The sequence below is a fragment of the Saccharothrix isguenensis genome, from assembly GCF_052936305.1.
This window is the reverse complement of the sequence record NZ_CP193626.1, coordinates 4,919,069-4,934,202: the sequence shown is the minus strand read 5'-3', so window position 1 is coordinate 4,934,202 and position 15,134 is coordinate 4,919,069. Positions and strand designations below refer to the sequence as shown.

General features: G+C 67.1%; 17 protein-coding genes. 14 read left to right on the top strand and 3 right to left on the bottom strand.

Translation table 11 applies throughout. The features are described 5' to 3' along the window. Positions 1-85: 85 nt before the first annotated feature. The 8 genes from ACRAKI_RS22125 (at position 86) to ACRAKI_RS22090 (ending at position 7,359) form a co-directional block, all read left to right on the top strand. Positions 86-595 carry a hypothetical protein gene (locus ACRAKI_RS22125; RefSeq protein ID WP_447002420.1) on the top strand — a complete coding sequence of 170 codons (510 nt, stop codon included), beginning with the start codon at positions 86-88 and terminating at the stop codon, positions 593-595. A 307-nt stretch (positions 596-902) separates the two neighbouring features. Next, a complete protein-coding gene (locus ACRAKI_RS22120) occupies positions 903-1,259 on the top strand; it encodes a hypothetical protein (RefSeq protein WP_447002419.1) in 357 nt (118 codons plus the stop codon). Positions 1,260-1,441: 182 nt separating this feature from the next. Further along, positions 1,442-3,289, top strand: coding sequence for a ParB/RepB/Spo0J family partition protein (locus tag ACRAKI_RS22115; protein ID WP_447002418.1), 1,848 nt, complete (start codon positions 1,442-1,444; stop codon positions 3,287-3,289). Between the two features lie 98 nt (positions 3,290-3,387). Then, positions 3,388-3,651, top strand: coding sequence for a hypothetical protein (locus tag ACRAKI_RS22110; RefSeq protein WP_447002417.1), 264 nt, complete (start codon positions 3,388-3,390; stop codon positions 3,649-3,651). Positions 3,652-3,840: 189 nt separating this feature from the next. Further along, entirely contained in the window at positions 3,841-4,464 is a 624-nt protein-coding gene (locus ACRAKI_RS22105; protein ID WP_447002416.1) for a Crp/Fnr family transcriptional regulator, read from the top strand. A gap of 313 nt (positions 4,465-4,777) precedes the next feature. Beyond that, a complete protein-coding gene (locus ACRAKI_RS22100) occupies positions 4,778-5,875 on the top strand; it encodes a DUF3560 domain-containing protein (protein WP_447002415.1) in 1,098 nt (365 codons plus the stop codon). Then, positions 5,872-6,063 carry a hypothetical protein gene (locus tag ACRAKI_RS22095; RefSeq protein WP_447002414.1) on the top strand — a complete coding sequence of 64 codons (192 nt, stop codon included), beginning with the start codon at positions 5,872-5,874 and terminating at the stop codon, positions 6,061-6,063. The genes ACRAKI_RS22100 and ACRAKI_RS22095 overlap by 4 nt, the downstream gene beginning before the upstream one ends. 663 nt (positions 6,064-6,726) lie before the next feature. After that, positions 6,727-7,359, top strand: a complete 633-nt coding sequence (locus ACRAKI_RS22090) for a helix-turn-helix domain-containing protein (protein ID WP_447002413.1) — start codon at positions 6,727-6,729, stop codon at positions 7,357-7,359. Positions 7,360-7,874: 515 nt separating this feature from the next. Here the strand turns inward: ACRAKI_RS22090 and ACRAKI_RS22085 are convergent. Continuing rightward, positions 7,875-8,978 (bottom strand): IS630 family transposase, encoded by a 1,104-nt coding sequence (locus ACRAKI_RS22085; protein ID WP_447002412.1) that lies wholly within the window; start codon positions 8,976-8,978, stop codon positions 7,875-7,877. Positions 8,979-9,086: 108 nt separating this feature from the next. After that, positions 9,087-9,515, bottom strand: coding sequence for a hypothetical protein (locus ACRAKI_RS22080; protein ID WP_447002411.1), 429 nt, complete (start codon positions 9,513-9,515; stop codon positions 9,087-9,089). A gap of 235 nt (positions 9,516-9,750) precedes the next feature. Between ACRAKI_RS22080 and ACRAKI_RS22075 the strand changes: the two genes are divergently transcribed. From ACRAKI_RS22075 to ACRAKI_RS22065, 3 genes are all read left to right on the top strand, one after another. Beyond that, a complete protein-coding gene (locus ACRAKI_RS22075) occupies positions 9,751-10,095 on the top strand; it encodes a DUF6884 domain-containing protein (protein WP_447002410.1) in 345 nt (114 codons plus the stop codon). A 121-nt stretch (positions 10,096-10,216) separates the two neighbouring features. Beyond that, a complete protein-coding gene (locus ACRAKI_RS22070; protein WP_447002409.1) occupies positions 10,217-10,708 on the top strand; it encodes a hypothetical protein in 492 nt (163 codons plus the stop codon). 170 nt (positions 10,709-10,878) lie between these two features. Then, positions 10,879-11,835 carry a hypothetical protein gene (locus tag ACRAKI_RS22065; RefSeq protein ID WP_447002408.1) on the top strand — a complete coding sequence of 319 codons (957 nt, stop codon included), beginning with the start codon at positions 10,879-10,881 and terminating at the stop codon, positions 11,833-11,835. A gap of 18 nt (positions 11,836-11,853) precedes the next feature. Here ACRAKI_RS22065 and ACRAKI_RS22060 read toward each other — a convergent pair whose 3' ends face one another. Further along, positions 11,854-11,976, bottom strand: coding sequence for a hypothetical protein (locus ACRAKI_RS22060; RefSeq protein ID WP_447002407.1), 123 nt, complete (start codon positions 11,974-11,976; stop codon positions 11,854-11,856). A 264-nt stretch (positions 11,977-12,240) separates the two neighbouring features. On the opposite strand from ACRAKI_RS22060, the gene ACRAKI_RS22055 reads away from it, so the two are divergent. The 3 genes from ACRAKI_RS22055 (at position 12,241) to ACRAKI_RS22045 (ending at position 15,092) form a co-directional block, all read left to right on the top strand. Beyond that, positions 12,241-12,756 (top strand): hypothetical protein, encoded by a 516-nt coding sequence (locus tag ACRAKI_RS22055; RefSeq protein WP_447002406.1) that lies wholly within the window; start codon positions 12,241-12,243, stop codon positions 12,754-12,756. A gap of 3 nt (positions 12,757-12,759) precedes the next feature. Further along, complete coding sequence (locus ACRAKI_RS22050; RefSeq protein WP_447002405.1) at positions 12,760-13,545, top strand: hypothetical protein; 786 nt, start codon at positions 12,760-12,762, stop codon at positions 13,543-13,545. Between the two features lie 296 nt (positions 13,546-13,841). Next, positions 13,842-15,092 carry a hypothetical protein gene (locus ACRAKI_RS22045; protein WP_447002404.1) on the top strand — a complete coding sequence of 417 codons (1,251 nt, stop codon included), beginning with the start codon at positions 13,842-13,844 and terminating at the stop codon, positions 15,090-15,092. The last annotated feature ends 42 nt before the right edge of the window (positions 15,093-15,134 follow it).

Below are 15,134 nucleotides of genomic sequence, written 5' to 3'. Positions count from 1 at the left end.
AATCGGTTGCACGACCGGAGGGATCAGCGGTTGCAAGCCACCGAGTCGACGGGCACCCATCGTCACGTCGATACGGAGAAGGCCCATGTCGTTTGACCAGCAATCCGCCAGGATCGCCGCGCCTGAGATCGTCGCGTTCATCGAAGCCGTCGTCGGATACAACTGGGACACCGAGCAGGCCGACTACCGGCAGCAGGACCCGGACCGCCGTTCAGGTCACATCTTCGACGCACTGAGCGCCCTCCTCGGCTGGCTCGAAGCGCCCGGTGAACTCGTCCAGATTCACGAGACCCTGGGAAGCGACGCGAGTCGCCACCGCTACACCGTGGTCCGCTTCTACCGCTGCGGCGAGCACACCTTCCGCGTGCGTGCTCAGCGCGACAGCTACGAGCGGCAGTCGTTCGCCATCGCCGAGGTGCTCACGGCCGCTCGTGAATGGTCAACGGTCGTGGACAACGATCCGTCGAACTGGCACAGCGGCACCTCACTGTGGGGTGACAGGGGCACCGGTGTCCACCCCGAGCCTGGCTTCGACACGCTGCGGCGCCTCGCCGACACACTGGCCAGTGAGGCGACGCTGATCGTGCCCACCTGACCAGGTCAGCCAGTCGACGCTGAAGCCCAAGCGTCACTCATTTCCTCAGAGGCAGAAGTCCTGATCGGCAGGGAAGTCTGCCACAGCGGCCGGTGGTTCTTCCCTGTCCGGTGGGCCGTGCGCACTCTGCGGCACCGCCGGGCCGGGGCAAGCCGCGAACTACACGCGGCTTGCCCCTTCCCCCGCCGGCACCGCCTTGTCGAGTGCGCCCCACCGAACAGGGGCGACACCACCGGCCCGACCCGGTCACCGGTTCGGGTCGGTCTCACCAGGAGGGACATCCGCTATAACTGATGGCGCCGCAACGATGGCCGAGGTCATCGGCTTCGTTCTGGAGCGGGCCGACGAAAGCGATCTCGATCGGATTATCGACGCCGTGAAGAAGCGTCACGGACTCCTGCGGGACAAGGCCGCAGCCGACGTGAAGGAAGGCAAGCCGGTCACCCTGTACGGCTTGAAGCCCGCCTACCTCAACGGCCTCACCGGCATCGTCAAGTCGATCGAACCCGGCCGCACCACCAGGGCCGTGGTGAGCTTGGACCGTCAGTCCACCACGGCCCTGGCGTACTCCGCCGACAAGTACGCCTCACTCAGCGGCCGGGACAGCTACGACCTGAAGGGCATCCCGGTCACATGCTGCCGGGTCGATCCCTCGATCGACTGACCGTTACCGAGGCCCGGTTCTCCCTTCCACGTGATGGGAGAACCGGGCCTTTTCGTGCGCACCGGACCGCGCTAACTGCCACAGCACCCGAAGAAGGGCGCCTTCTCCTTTCACACCAGCACATTCCGTAATCCGATCACGGCACCACCATGCCCACGACACCCGAAATGAGAGCTATCACGATGAGCACGAACGCTGTCGCCGAGCGCGGCACCACCACCGCCGACACCATCGCTGTCGATGACGTCACGGATGTCGTCGAGCCGGTGGGCACCACGACCGAGCAGACCTACCCGTACCTCAAGCACAACGTCGACCCGCGTGAACTGCGTACGGAGGGCAACACCCGCGAGGTCGGCGACATCCGCCTGAAGCGGCCCGAGCTCGTGGCATCGGTCGCCGAGCACGGCCTGAACCCGATGGTCTCGATCGTCAACGTCGCCCCCGACCCGGTGGATGGTGTGTTGCGTGTGCTGGTGGGTTTCCACCGCACGGCCGCCGCGGTCGCGGTCAAGGAGCTGGAGAACCCCGACCTGCTCATCGACGTCCTGGTCCACGCGCCCGGCACGACGCGGCAGGACGTGCTGGTGGCCCAGGGCATCGAGAACATCCACCGCGAGGGCTACACCCCGTCCGAGGAAGCCGGTCTCTACGAGCAGTTGTCCCTGACCGGCCTGGACACGGACGCGATCGCGCAGACCCTGTCCCGCAAGACCGAGCGCGTGCGGGCCGGGCTCGCGGTCGCGTCCAACCCGCGCACGCGCGCCGCCAGCGAGGCCCTGCCCGACACCGACCTGCTGGCCATGGCGCAACTGGCGGAGTTCGACGGCGACGAGCAGGCCCACCAGAAGCTGTTGGAGGTGCTCACCCGCGATCCACGCAACTTCGAGTGGACTCGCGGACAGCTGCGGCGTGAGCGCGAGCAGCGCGCCAAGCTGGTCGAGGAGATGGCACGGTTCACCGAGCTGGGCTACGCGATCATCGAGACCGGACACGACCTGTCCGAGGACAGCGCGTCCTTGGACGAGCTGTGCGACGGCGAGGACACCACCGCGCTCGACCCGGCCGGGCACGCCGACTGCCCCGGGCGCGCGGTCGCCATCTGGGTCGACCGCGACCTGGAGGCGGAGGTCACTCACTTCTGCGTGGAGTTCACGGAGCACGGTCACCGCACGATCGCCTCGGTGAAGATCGCCGAGGCCGAGGCGCGCCTGCGCGCCGCCGGTGTGCCGATCATCGACCCCGAGGCCGACGACGTGGCCGAACTGGACGGCCTGCTCCCCGACGAGCAGGCCGAGCACACGCTCACCGCCGAGGCGCACGCCGGCTGCCCCGGCCACGCCGCCTACATCGACTACGAGCACGACCGGGAGGAGCCGGACGTCCACTACGTCTGCACCGACTACACCGCCTACGGACACGTGCTGCGTTTCGCGCGGGCGGCGCGGTCGGAGCCGGACAGCGCCTTCGAGGCCGGCGAGCGCAAGCGCACGAAGGAGAACAACCAGAGTTGGCGTGACGCCAAGGCCGGCCGCCGGGAGTGGCTGACCGGGTACTTCGCCGAGTGGCGCAAGACCAAGTCCAAGGACATCGTGTTGCCGCCGCGGGTGCACCACTGGCTCGGGTTGGCCGAGGTGCTGGCCGGTGACTACCTCAGCGACGCCGCACCCGTGCACCGCTACGCCTGCACGCTGCTCAAGCTGGACGAACCGAAGGCTCACCGGCGCGAGCTGCACCCGATCACGGTGCAGCTGCGCAAGAAGTCCACCACCGAAACCCAGGCCGTGCTGATCCGCCTCGCCCAGGTCGTCGGCGCCTGCGAGCAGCACTGGGACCTCGCCTACACCGACAAGAACGCCGACTCCAGCTGGCGACGCCCCAGCGAGGACACCCGCTTCTACTTCGAGCTGCTCGCGGCGCTGGGCTACCCGCTCTCCCACGTCGAGCGGTTGGTCAACAACCCCGAGTTGGACCACGAGAAGTGGCCCCACCTCGTCCCCGCTGACAGCCAGGAGGCCCAGGTGGCGTAACGCTCATCGCTTCCGTCGTCAGGCCCGCACCGACCGTCCGGTGCGGGCCTGACGACTTCCGCATCACCTCCCGACCTGTCACGAAAGGAGGCTCGTCCATGGTCCACCTGTCCGACTACGACCTCGGCCGCGCACGCGGCCGGGCCGACTACCGCACCGGCGGCGACTACACCCCACAACCCGGCTCACCGGACTGGAGCACCCGCTATGCCGACGGCTGGACCCACGCCGCCGACGAGGCCACCGCCACCCTGGGGCATGCCGTGGCCTGTCGGCTGGCGTGGGGCGAGGGCATCGCCGCCCACTACCAACCGCACTCCGCTTCCGAAACCGAGAGGCCCGACCGTGCCGAGACCGAATGACCCTCACGACACCGCGGAACTCCTGCTCGTCAACGGCCGACACATCCCGGTCCCCTCGATGATCGCGGCCCGTGTCCGCAGCATCGATGCCGACGGCGAACTCCCGTTGGCCAGCCCCGACCCCACCGAACCTGGAGCTACACGATGTCCGCTACCCGCCCTACCACCTATCTGTCTACTGAGGACCCTATGCGGTCCGCCATCGAAACCGTCAACAAACCCACCACCTTCCCTCGTGGTCGTGTGGTCTTCGCCGAAGGCGAGCCGGGTGACCGGCTCTACCTCATCCAGACCGGCAAGGTGAAGATCAGCCACAAGTCGTCCACCGGCCGGGAACACCTGCTCGCCCTGCACGGACCATCCGACCTGTTCGGCGAGCTGTCCGTCTTCGACCCCGGCCCGCGCACCTGCACCGCCACCACGGTCACCGAAGTCCGTGCCCTGAGCATCGACCGCTCCACCATGAGGCAGTGGATCATCCACCAGCCTGAATTCGCCGAGCACCTGTTGCGCGCTCTGGCGCGCAGGCTGCGCCGGACCAACTCGATGCTGACCGACGTGATCGCCAACGACGTGCCCGGCCGGATGGCCAAGGTCGTGCTCCAGCTCGCACAGCGCTTCGGCAGCCAGGACGGCGGCCTGCTCCAGGTCACCCACGACCTGCGGCAGGAGGAACTCGCACAGCTGGTCGGCGCGACACGCGAGACGGTGAACAAGGCCCTGGCCGACTTCGCTCGCCGCGGCCTGCTGCGGCTGGAGCGCAGGAGCGTCCTGATCCTGGACCCGCAACGCCTCGCGCGCCGGACGCGCTGACCGAAATCGGCGTCACACAACGCCCTCGGCGCCGGGCCTTCCCGGAAGCAGGGAAGACCCCAGGTCCCGCAGTCTGTGAGCTACCGGTACAGCGAGGACACACCACGTCCCGATACTGACCGCACACCAACAGGGACGGTCCCGTAGCGGCAGTGAAGTGTCCCTATCGGCCACACAGCCAGGAACGCCCGGTTCTTCTGTCTGCACAGACGGAAGAACCGGGCCTTTCACGTGTCGCCCGGAAAACACCTGCGACGTGCGTCGGCATCGCGCGCACCACTCGTGCCCTTCAAACCCAGCAAAGGCCTACACCATGTCCGATTCCGCACCATCCGACACCACCACATCGAGCACCACCCGCGGTGCGCTGACCATCCACCATGACTACCACAGCGGCACGACCGTGCAGGGCACCGACAAGAACAGCCCTGCCCACACCGCCCTGAAGGCCCATCGATCCTGGGTGTGGTCCGGCTACGCGCAGGCGTGGCTGCTGCGTTCCTCGCGCCACCGCAAGCCCAAGGACGGGGCCATCACCGAGATGCAGCAGGTGCTGGAGGGCCTGGGTTACACCGTCGAACGCGATATCGACCCTGCCGTACCCAGTGTCGAACAGCAGGAGCGCGACCTCGCCGACCGCATGACCAACCGCGCGCACCGGCTCGACGCACGCTCCGAGAAGTGGACCCGCACGGCCGAGGTCACCCGAGCCAAGGCAGATCACGTCTTCGATAACATCCCGCCGGGCCAGCCGATGCTGGTCGACCACCACGGCTACGCCGCGGACCGCAACCGACGCGAACGTGCCTGGGACAACCTGGGCAAGTCCATCGAACAAGCCGACTTCGCCGCCACACTGGCACGCCAAGCCGACAGCGCACGCCATCACATGGGCGCCCGCTACAGCAGGGAAACCGTCGGCAACCGCATCCAGGACCTGGAAGCCCGCCAACGCGACCTGCACCGACGACTCGACAACTCACCGACCCCGCAGCAGCCCGACGCCACCGACGAAGCCGCCCTCACCGCACAGCACACCGACACAGAGCAGGCCGAACGAGCCCGTACCGAACTCGCCGACGTCACCGAACAGCTGGACTACTGGCGCGGGGTGTACGCCGAGCTGCATGCCGGCGAAGCGGCACCGGGACCGGACACGGTGGCCGTCGGCGACTGGGTTTCCATCCGCGGGCTGTGGGCACCGGTCCGACGGGTCAACACCAAGTCGGTCAGCGTTCCCAGGCTCGCCCACCCCGCACCTCATCCCGGACAGCGCGAGTACACCACCACGGTCGAATGGCACAAGATCACCGAATACCGCACGACCGAACAGATGCCCGCCGCATACGTCGAAGCCTTCAACACCCCCGGCACCGACCGGGTCGCGCTGGTCTTCCGCAGGTCGTCATGACGGACTTCCTGTTCGACGTACCCGACTCGCGTGACGCGCAGGCCGAGTGGGTGGTGTGGGGCTACGGCATGGGCGCCGAGTCCACGGCCGGGCTGGTGCGCACCTTGGAGGAGCCGGGGTTCCGGCCGCCGGAAGTGCGCGCGGACCTGTCCAACCTCGTCGTGCTCATCGCCCTTAACTCCAGTTGATCACTCACAGAGGGCCGTTGAAACGGGCGGTTGTGTCGGGGACATGTCCCCGACACAACCGCCCGACATCCTGCCGACTCTTGGCATCCTGGGAACGCCCAACCCACGGCTTACGCGAAGGCGCAGGTTTCTGTCTCAAGAGACCATCTGGTGGTCATCGACTGCTGTCGTACTGGAGGCCCAAGGTGGCGGGTCATCGAACTGAACGTCCAAACCACCAAGCCCGCAGGACAACGACCACGAAGCCAGCCGTAGCAGCAATCTTGGCGGCGTCCGCTTGACCAGCCAGCACCAGGACGAGAGGAGTAGAGAGGATCAGCCCCAAGGCGAACACATCCCTCCAGGAGGGACCCGACCTCGGGCTTTGGGGCGCGCATCGCGTTGACGCGGGTTGCGTACTACGCTCTGTGGTGGGTCCGACGGACCTGGGATGTTGATGGGGAGCCATCGTTCTCCTCCGTTCCGAGGGTCCGCGCTTGGCTGATGGCCATGGTTGAGCCCGTGCCAAGGTCCCAGCGCGGACCCTCGCCCTGGACCGTCCAGGTTGTTCCAACCTTTCACATCTTATTGGTGCAGGTCAACCGCATGCTGTAAGGTGATGCCTGCTAGACAAAAGGTTGATATTACGCAGATGCAGCGTTGATGCACGGTATCGAGGTAAGCATGGCCAAGAAGCCACTGAAGCGGCCGGAACTGCCGGAGGGCGCACGCCTGGAGTTCTTCCTTCACCTGCAAGACCTCGTGCTCCGGCACGGTGATCTGCCGGTTTCGCGACTTGCCTCCGAAGCTGGGGTATCGCACCAAACCGTCTACAAGGCTCTTACTGGCCCTAAAGTGCCTAGCCGCTCCACGACCGAGGCGCTTGCGCGCAGCCTCGCAGGCGAGGAGGCGGCTGCTACGGCGTTGCTGCGGTGGGAGTCGGCCGTAGCCGAAGAACGTGGCCTGGATTCCTCCGTATTCGTCGGTACAACCGCGAAATCTTCCGGAATCCATGAGACAACGAGACCGATCACGTCAGCCAGGCAAGAACTCGCACTTCGCCTCAAGCAGGCGTACGAGGACTCCAGCGTCAAGCTTGAATACATCGCGAACCAAGCCGGTGTGCTCAGCCGCTCATCGGCATACGACATCCTCGCTGGACGCTCACTACCTCGATGGGTGGTGCTGGAGCGGCTTGCCCAAGTTCTAGGGGTTGATCCGGGGTCCATCAGACCGCTGTACGAGGACGCCGTCCGTGACCGTGAGCTCGACCGGCAACAACGCCCACAGTCCAGTCTCCGGCGTTCTGTTCGCTGACGGCGAGCTCCAGGACGATCAACCATGCGCTCACTGTGATCGCGGGCTACTACTCGTTTCACTCCCGTTTCGGTGCTGGCCCAGTGGTCAACCCGGTTCCCGTGTCGGCGGAGCGCCGGCGGGCGCTGGTGCACCGCTCCCCGCTGGAGCCAGTGCCGGTGTTCGGCAAGTTCGGTGGTCTTATGTCCACCTGCTTGGGCCTTGAACAGCATAGATACGGCCACAGAAACACTGCTCCCTGCCTAGCGACATCCCGTACATCGCCTGGCCATCCCAACCGTCAATGGATCCGCTTCCAAGGCAGTCTCCACCGCCGACGTCCTACCAAATCCGACCGCGTGGCGGCGAGGTTGTTACGGATTGTCCCAGTTAGGGGGTGATCCTGTCCTAGTGCTCGCACACACTGCCGATACCCGCTCCCGCTCGGCGACGATCCGTTCAAGCAGTTCCACGGCGCGGCCCACCTCGCCCACCTCGCGCAAGGCGGCGGCGACATTGCTGCGGCTAGTGCTGCATCACGCAACCTTGGCCGGGTAATCGGTCCAGCTTCGGATGGGTGAGTCGGTGGCGAAGCGGGTCTTGGGTCGGGCTCGTGTGTTGCGCCAGCGGATGTAGGCGGCGATCGCGGCGTTCTGTTCGGCGTGGCTGCGGTGGTCGGTGCCGTTGAGGGCGAAGTAGCGCACGGCGGTGAACTCGGTTTCGATCCAGTTCAGCCAGCTGGAGTAGGTCGGCAGGAACACCAACTCGACGTCGTTGTCCGCGGCCCAGTCCAGGACGTCGGGGTGACGGTGGGGTGAGAAGTTGTCGACCACGATGTAGAGCTTCTGCGCAGGCCACCGGTCGCGCAGGCCCTTGAGGAGGTCGAGGAACTCGGCGTGGCGTTTGCGGCGCCGGATGCGGTAGTGGATCCGGCCGGTGGTCAGGTCGAGTGCGGCGAGCATGTGCATCACGCCGTGGCGGCGGTTGTAGGTCGCCCATAATCGACGTGGTGACCCGACCGGGCGCCAGGCTTTGCCCTTGCGCGGCATCAGGTTCAGCGGTCCGAACTCGTCCACGCAGATGACCCGGCCGTCGGCCGGCGGGTGGTCGTAGAGGTCCAGGATCCGGTGCATCTTCGCCAGGAAGTCCCGGTCGGTGGAGGCTTTCCAGGTGGAGGTGGTCTGCCAGGACACGCCTCCGGTGTGCAGGATGCGGCGCAGGGTCTCCCGGCTGATCGCCGCGACGGTTCCGCGGTCGAGCAGGTGGGCGCGGAGCTTGGACAGCGACCAGGTCGAGAACGCGGTGATGCCCCAGGAGGCGGGGGAGGTCCGGGCGATCAGGCAGATCCGTTCACGGATCGCCTCACCGATTACCTTCGGGCGTCCCCCGCTCCATTTTGGGTCCAGCGCCGCGAACCCCCGCTCGTTGAACGCGTGGATCACATCCCGCACGTAATCGGCGCTGACCTGCATCAACGACGTGATGTCGGAAACGGCTTGCCCTTGGGCCGACATCAGGACCACGATCGCCCGACGCAGGCGCACCGGGTCCTTCGCGGTGCGACCGATCCGGGCCAGCTTCCGCCCCTCCTCCATGGACAACGGCCGGACGAACACCTCCGGACGACGACCCGCGACCACCTCCCGCTCGACATGGGAGGACCAGCCTGGCCCGTCAGCCCACCTGGCGAATTACCGGGTCAACGTTCAGAGATGCAGCACTAGCCAGTCACCACGGCAGTAATCCCACTAACCAAGAAAAGCCAGAAGTCTAATACCACTAATAACGAACAACACTCCGCCGGCCATGGAAATTATGAAGCCCAGGGTTTCGGCTCCATCGCTCCACCTGTCCAAATCCACATGTTCAGCAGCGATCGAGTCGACCAACTTCTTAACCTGCTCCTTATCGACATCGGATAAGCTTCCATCAGTCGCAAGCTCTTTGGCCAGTGCGACTACTCGATCCCGCTCCTCCGCCGTGAACGATAGGCCGGTACCCGGCCCCGACTGTGCCGTGGAGTAACAACGAAGCAAATCCCCGGTGTCCTCGTCGATGTGGACGCCTTTGTCTCCGCACTTGTCACCGGCATTGCTGAAGTGCACCTGGTACTCGTGGACCGTCTCCTCGAAGTATGACCCGGCCACGAATAACAGGATACCGACTACGAGAAGCATCCACCAACCACGTACTGTCACGGCATCGATTATTAACGTCAGGCCGTCACCAATGTTAGGGCCATACCGGTGACCGTACCCAGGTCGCGGTTCACTCGGGTTCGTACTGACAAGCTCGTAACGGCCTGTTTCAGCTCCCCGTGCCGGGGGCCGATCGTGGTCCTTGCCCCGGCACCGTGCACACCGCCAGCGATGGTCACGCTGCAGGGAGAGCTGCGGACAACGGACAGAACTGATGGACCTACATAACCTGTCCGCCCGGCACGGGCTTGTCGATCCCGACACCGAGATCGCGCCCTACGAGCAGTCGATGACCGCGCCGGGGGCGGTGGCCGCCTGGCGGCTGGCAGACCAGCTCGCAGCCATCACCGCCGACCACCACACCGAGATCGTCGCCTTCCTGCCCAAGGCATACGTGTCCCGGCTGAGTGAAGCCCTCGACCTGATCCGACGACACCACACGCACACGGTGCTCCTGTGCGACGCCTACGAGGCTGCGCCGGGCATCGGCTATCAGCGCCGGTTTCTCGCCGATCTACGTCGAACGCGGGAAGTCCGTCACCACGACATCCGGCCGTAGTAGCCGGGTCCTTCACCGCAGCGCCGGAGCATCGCCGCGCACCCGACACCACAATCCCGGGCGCGATCGAGGCGACCACATTGCCTGCGCCGCGACCAACATCGAGTGGAAGAAGCAACCCATGTCACCCCGATCACTGATCGGTCAACTGGCCTCCGACGGCGTCACCTACACCGCTCGCCCGTGTGCGCGGACGGGCTTTCCCGCGGTCCAGGTGGCCGAGTTGAGCAAGGCCCTGCACCGTCACCACGACGTCGACGTCGACCGCCTCGTTCGGGCACTCCTGCGCCATGACTGGGAGTCGATCAACCCTTGGGCGGCCGGCTACGAACTCGACACCGGCCAACGCACGCCCTTCACGCCACAGCACATCACGCCCTACCGCGGCATCGGCTACGTCCTCGCCGAGTCAGCGTCGCACCCGATCACCGGCCGCCTGACCGAGAAGCCCGACCCCGCGCACCGATGGCTCTACCTGTTCGACACCGCCGGGTTGCGCGTGTTCTGCAACCGGCACGACCACCGGTGGGAACGGCTGTACGACTTCACCACAGCCGACCTGGCGAACCTCGACCCGGGGCAGCTCACGGCCTTGGAAGCCTGCCTTGAGTGAGCGCTTCACAGTGTCCGCCCGGCCCACGGAGAAGACGACCAGGCATCTGTCATTGAAGGAGGTACGAACCGGCGCCGTGCACGCCGTGCTGATCGACAATCGGAGCACAGCAGACCGATGGCTACGTCCAACGGCCGCACCCGTGACCGTCACCTACCAGGAGCGGCATCGTGGCCTACCTGCACGCCACGGTTCCGGACGGAACCGAAAGCAACCTGTCCGCAGTGCACCTGCCCGGCGAGGTGCCCGCGATGACCTTCGCCCGCGCGGTCGCCGAGCATGTCTCGGCGACCCTGTGGGTGGAGACACTGCACGTGGATACCGGCTCGGGGTTGGTGCTCAGGCTCACCCTGCGCATCGTCGGGCAGTCGGTCGATGCGCTGTTGGCGTGGCGTGCGGGCCGGTTCGAGCTGTTCCTCGGCGGGCGTCGCGATCCACTGTGTCGCTCCGGCCTGGCACGGCATGCCAACGGCCTGTTGGCAGCGCTGATCGACCGCGGTAGCGCCTCGGAGTTGGCCACGCTCGCCGAGCACCTGGCCGCAGAACGCCTCGCCGAGACCATCGTGTTCGGCGGCACGCACGCCGCCTGCGAGCGTGCCGGAGTCGACGTCGACGACGTCGGGTACCGGTGTGCCCAGTGCGGCGGCCTCGATGTCGACGCCGCCGTGGGCGCCGTGCCGGCGTCGCCGCGCAACCGCTGCGCCTCCTGTCGGGGCGTCGTCGCCGACGCCCCGACGCCACCGATCCGCAAGACCGTGCGGCGGCGTACGCGACCCGCGGGCGTTCAGGCTGAGCTGCTTCCCCGTCCCGAGTCGCTCACCCATGCTTCCGGTGGGTTCGATGCCCCGGCGCGGTGGATCGTGCACCGGGCACTGCAACTGGTCGCCAGCGGCCGGTATGTGCGCCACTGGGGCGAGCAGACCGTCTACATCCACGACCCCGATGAGCCATGGCGCACGATCGACGGAGAAGAGGCTCGGGGCTACGCGCTGCTCGCGGCAGCACATCTGCTCTCCAACGAAACTGCCTTCCGTGTGCAGACCGACGACGGTCCGCGTGAGGTCTTCCGCATCACGCTCAACCAGGACGGACGGCAGTTGCACCGCCGCTGGTCGGGCTTGCGCTGATCCGACCACTCGCGCGCCTCAGAGCTGCGCGACACCGGGCTTCCCGCTCATCGAGTTCGGCAGCAGCTCTCGTGACCCGGCCCTGGCCAGGAGGTGGGCACGGAGCTGGGCGCGGATGCCCGTCCGGTGGGGCGTGCGCACTCTGCGTCCGCGTCGGGCCGGGGGCAAGCCGCGGAAAAGCTGCGGCTTGCCCCCTTTACCCGCCACGAACGCTATTCGAGTGCGCCCCACCGGACGGGGCCCGACGCCTTATGTGACAGCGTCGGTTTCGGTCGAATAGGAACGAAGAAGATTCGCCACTGAAGAAGTGGGCTGATCGATCATTCGCGCCCGGTCGACCGCTACGCCACGCTCCGATAATCGCGCAACTATCGAGGATCGGACAATGTCGATAGGGAAATTATCATGCGCTTGGAGAACTCCAACGGTCTTTTCGTCGACACCATCCGCTGCGCCGGCCGTCGTCAGCCTGCGTCGGAAGGCAGCATCGGACCACGGTCGGACCGTCACCCCACCTCGATCTACGGCCAGTGTCCGCAGTGCCGGCAGGTCCGTCCTGTCGATCCCAAGGGCAGGTTGGTAGGCCACGATGAGCCGTTGCGGCTGGTCGTGCAGCCGCTCGTGGTCGGCGGGGACGCCTGGACCGCCTACGGCGCACGGTGGCACGCCGCCGAGCTGGCCTCCATCCCGACCCGGATCGCCGCCGAGCTCGCGTGGCAGCACGAGGACGGAATCTTCATGACCTTCTACGGCGGCAACGGTCACCGGCCGGTCACCGACGCCATGCCAGGCTGGGCCCGCCGATGGTTGTCGGTCCATCTGCGGTTCGTTGAACAGTGGACGCGCGAGCGCGACGTCATCGACCTGATTCCGGCATCTGAGGCATACCGGCTGCCGATGTTCTCCTCGCTGGCGGTGTAGCGCATGTCCACATCCGATGCGCCCACCGACCGCAACTCGGTGGCCGACGTCCCCTCCCGCTCCATCCGGCCGTCCGAACACGTGGACACCGGTGAAGTGGACCCTGGGCAGGGCGGTCGGTGCGAGGCCGGCGACGTCACCGCTGGGGCTGTTGGTTTTGATCCCGACACCGTCGAGGGCGCGGCTGTCATGGGCCTGCTGCGCCGATACAAGGACATCGAGCATGACGCCCCGGAAGGCGGCGTATCCGGCGGTGATGTCATCGGGATGCTGAAGGACTGGTTCGGATCGCTGGGTGTCGACCTCGCCGACGATCCGCTCACCGCGGCGCAGAAGCTGCGGTTGGCCGTGCGCCGCCGCCCCGGTGGTTCCCTGCGCGCCCGAGGCGTCTACAGCGTCCGGATCGGCACCGAGCACCCCGAACCCGACCACCTGGTGCGCGCGGCACTGCACGCTCTGGCCGAGCGGTTGGGACCGGGAACCGGGATTGACCTGTCGAACTGCGACGGCGGTCTACTCGCCCGATACGAGTACGCCGCAGCGCCGCAAGCACCTGCTACGCCGGGGCCGGACCTGCTGGAGATCCTCCAGACGTTGGTGGCCACGACCCACGGCTACGACGCCGATCTGGTGCGCCTGGACCCGGACGACTTCGAGTGGGCGGAACGCAACGGCTATCCGTTGATCATCATCCGCCGTGCCGACGGCGGCATCATCCTGACCAAGTTCCACACCCCGCACTGCGCTTTCGTCACCAGCGCCGGCGTCGCCGAGTGCGACTGCGACTGACCCGCCGCACCAGGCCGGTCACCGCCCGCTGAGACAACACCCTTCAGCGCCGCTGTCCGCCCCGTGTCGGTGGGCCGGCGCAGCCTGCCGCAGCGACGGCAAGGGGGCAAGCCGCAAAAAGCACGGCTTGCCCCCTCCTGCCGCCGCCACGGCCAACCGGCCGCGCCCCACCGACACCAGGGGCGGACGTCACCGCCATCACACCAGGCGACGGCGACCGACCACGCCACCGCCGCCGATCAACCGAGTGCAAGAGCCACCGCCGTGCGCGCGTGGCCCTTCGGAATGGAGTTCCCGTGTCCCTGACCACCACCGTGCGCAACGCCACCTTCGAGCACATGCTGGACATGCTGCGCACGCAGAACGCCGCCAAGGTCGACGTGGTGGCACCAGCCACCGCCCTGCGGGCCCGGGGCGGCGCGATCCAGCTGTCCGGGGTCGAGCCGGTCGTCGACGACCACGGCGTCACCCTGGTCGACGGCCTGTACGTGCCCACCGCCGCCGCGGACACCACGATCGCAGCGAAGCTGGGCATCAACCAGAAGTACCTGCGCTTCATGCGCACCGAGCGGCCCGACCTGTTCGACGCCAACGTCAACGGGCTGCTGCACGGCAAGTCCAAGCGCACCGCTGAAGGCAAGACCAGCGTGATCTACCCGCCCGACTCCCGGTCGCTCCTGCTGCGGCTGTTCTGCGGCCAGGACGGCGAGCCGGGAGTGCTGCGGGCGATGCTGTCGGACCGGTTCGGCATGGTCGACAACCTCGACCTGCTCACCGCGGTGCTCGACGGCATCCGCCAGGCCGACGTGCAGGTCGAGATCCGCTCCTGCGACCTGACCGACTCCTCCATGCACTGCAAGGTCTACTCGCCCGCCGTCGAGCGGTTGGCACCGACCCTGCTGGCCGGCTATCGCAACCCCTTCGCCGACCCGACCCTGGAAGCCGACCGGCAGCGCGTCACCACCAACCTCGACACCGGCCGCCGCCTCGCCGCCGCCGAGGGCCTGGGCTACAAGCCGGGCTCGGAGCCGGTGGTCTTCGCCGGGTTCCGCTTCTCCAACTCCGAGATCGGTTCCGGCTCGGTGACCCTCAAGCCGGAGCTGTTCGTGCGGATCTGCCGCAACGGCCTGACGCTGCCCGCCCTGGCGTTCCGCAAGGTCCACCTCGGGCAGAAGATGGAGGGCGGCACGATCAGCTGGTCGCAGGACACCGTCAACAAGCAGCTCCACGTCATCGCCGCCCAGGCCCGCGACCACGTCCGCGAGTGGCTCTCACCGCGGTTCCTGGCCGATCAGGTCGCGAAGCTGGAGGAGCAGGCCGGGGCGCCGGTCACCGAGCCGCACACCACCGTGCAGGTGCTCAAGCGTGAACTCGGGTTCACCGAGACCGAACGCGAGGGCGTGCTGCGCCACTTCATCGCCGGGGGCCAGACCACCGCGGCGGGCCTCGCCAACGCGATCACCAGCTACAGCCAGACCGTGGCCGACCCCAGCCGCGCCGACGCGCTGGACGACCTCGCCCTGCGCGCGATGGCCCTGGCCAGGTAAGAGGCAGCCAGCCCTGGGCGTTGGCGCACCCGGCGCGGGCCC

Bases quoted from the DNA above. Each gene is read 5' to 3' on its own strand.
- ACRAKI_RS22125 (WP_447002420.1), top strand. From the start codon at position 86: ATGTCGTTTGACCAGCAATCCGCCAGGATCGCCGCGCCTGAGATCGTC.
- ACRAKI_RS22120 (WP_447002419.1), top strand. From the start codon at position 903: ATGGCCGAGGTCATCGGCTTCGTTCTGGAGCGGGCCGACGAAAGCGAT.
- ACRAKI_RS22115 (WP_447002418.1), top strand. From the start codon at position 1,442: ATGAGCACGAACGCTGTCGCCGAGCGCGGCACCACCACCGCCGACACC.
- ACRAKI_RS22110 (WP_447002417.1), top strand. From the start codon at position 3,388: ATGGTCCACCTGTCCGACTACGACCTCGGCCGCGCACGCGGCCGGGCC.
- ACRAKI_RS22105 (WP_447002416.1), top strand. From the start codon at position 3,841: ATGCGGTCCGCCATCGAAACCGTCAACAAACCCACCACCTTCCCTCGT.
- ACRAKI_RS22100 (WP_447002415.1), top strand. From the start codon at position 4,778: ATGTCCGATTCCGCACCATCCGACACCACCACATCGAGCACCACCCGC.
- ACRAKI_RS22095 (WP_447002414.1), top strand. From the start codon at position 5,872: ATGACGGACTTCCTGTTCGACGTACCCGACTCGCGTGACGCGCAGGCC.
- ACRAKI_RS22090 (WP_447002413.1), top strand. From the start codon at position 6,727: ATGGCCAAGAAGCCACTGAAGCGGCCGGAACTGCCGGAGGGCGCACGC.
- ACRAKI_RS22080 (WP_447002411.1), bottom strand. From the start codon at position 9,515: ATGCTTCTCGTAGTCGGTATCCTGTTATTCGTGGCCGGGTCATACTTC.
- ACRAKI_RS22075 (WP_447002410.1), top strand. From the start codon at position 9,751: ATGGACCTACATAACCTGTCCGCCCGGCACGGGCTTGTCGATCCCGAC.
- ACRAKI_RS22070 (WP_447002409.1), top strand. From the start codon at position 10,217: ATGTCACCCCGATCACTGATCGGTCAACTGGCCTCCGACGGCGTCACC.
- ACRAKI_RS22055 (WP_447002406.1), top strand. From the start codon at position 12,241: ATGCGCTTGGAGAACTCCAACGGTCTTTTCGTCGACACCATCCGCTGC.
- ACRAKI_RS22050 (WP_447002405.1), top strand. From the start codon at position 12,760: ATGTCCACATCCGATGCGCCCACCGACCGCAACTCGGTGGCCGACGTC.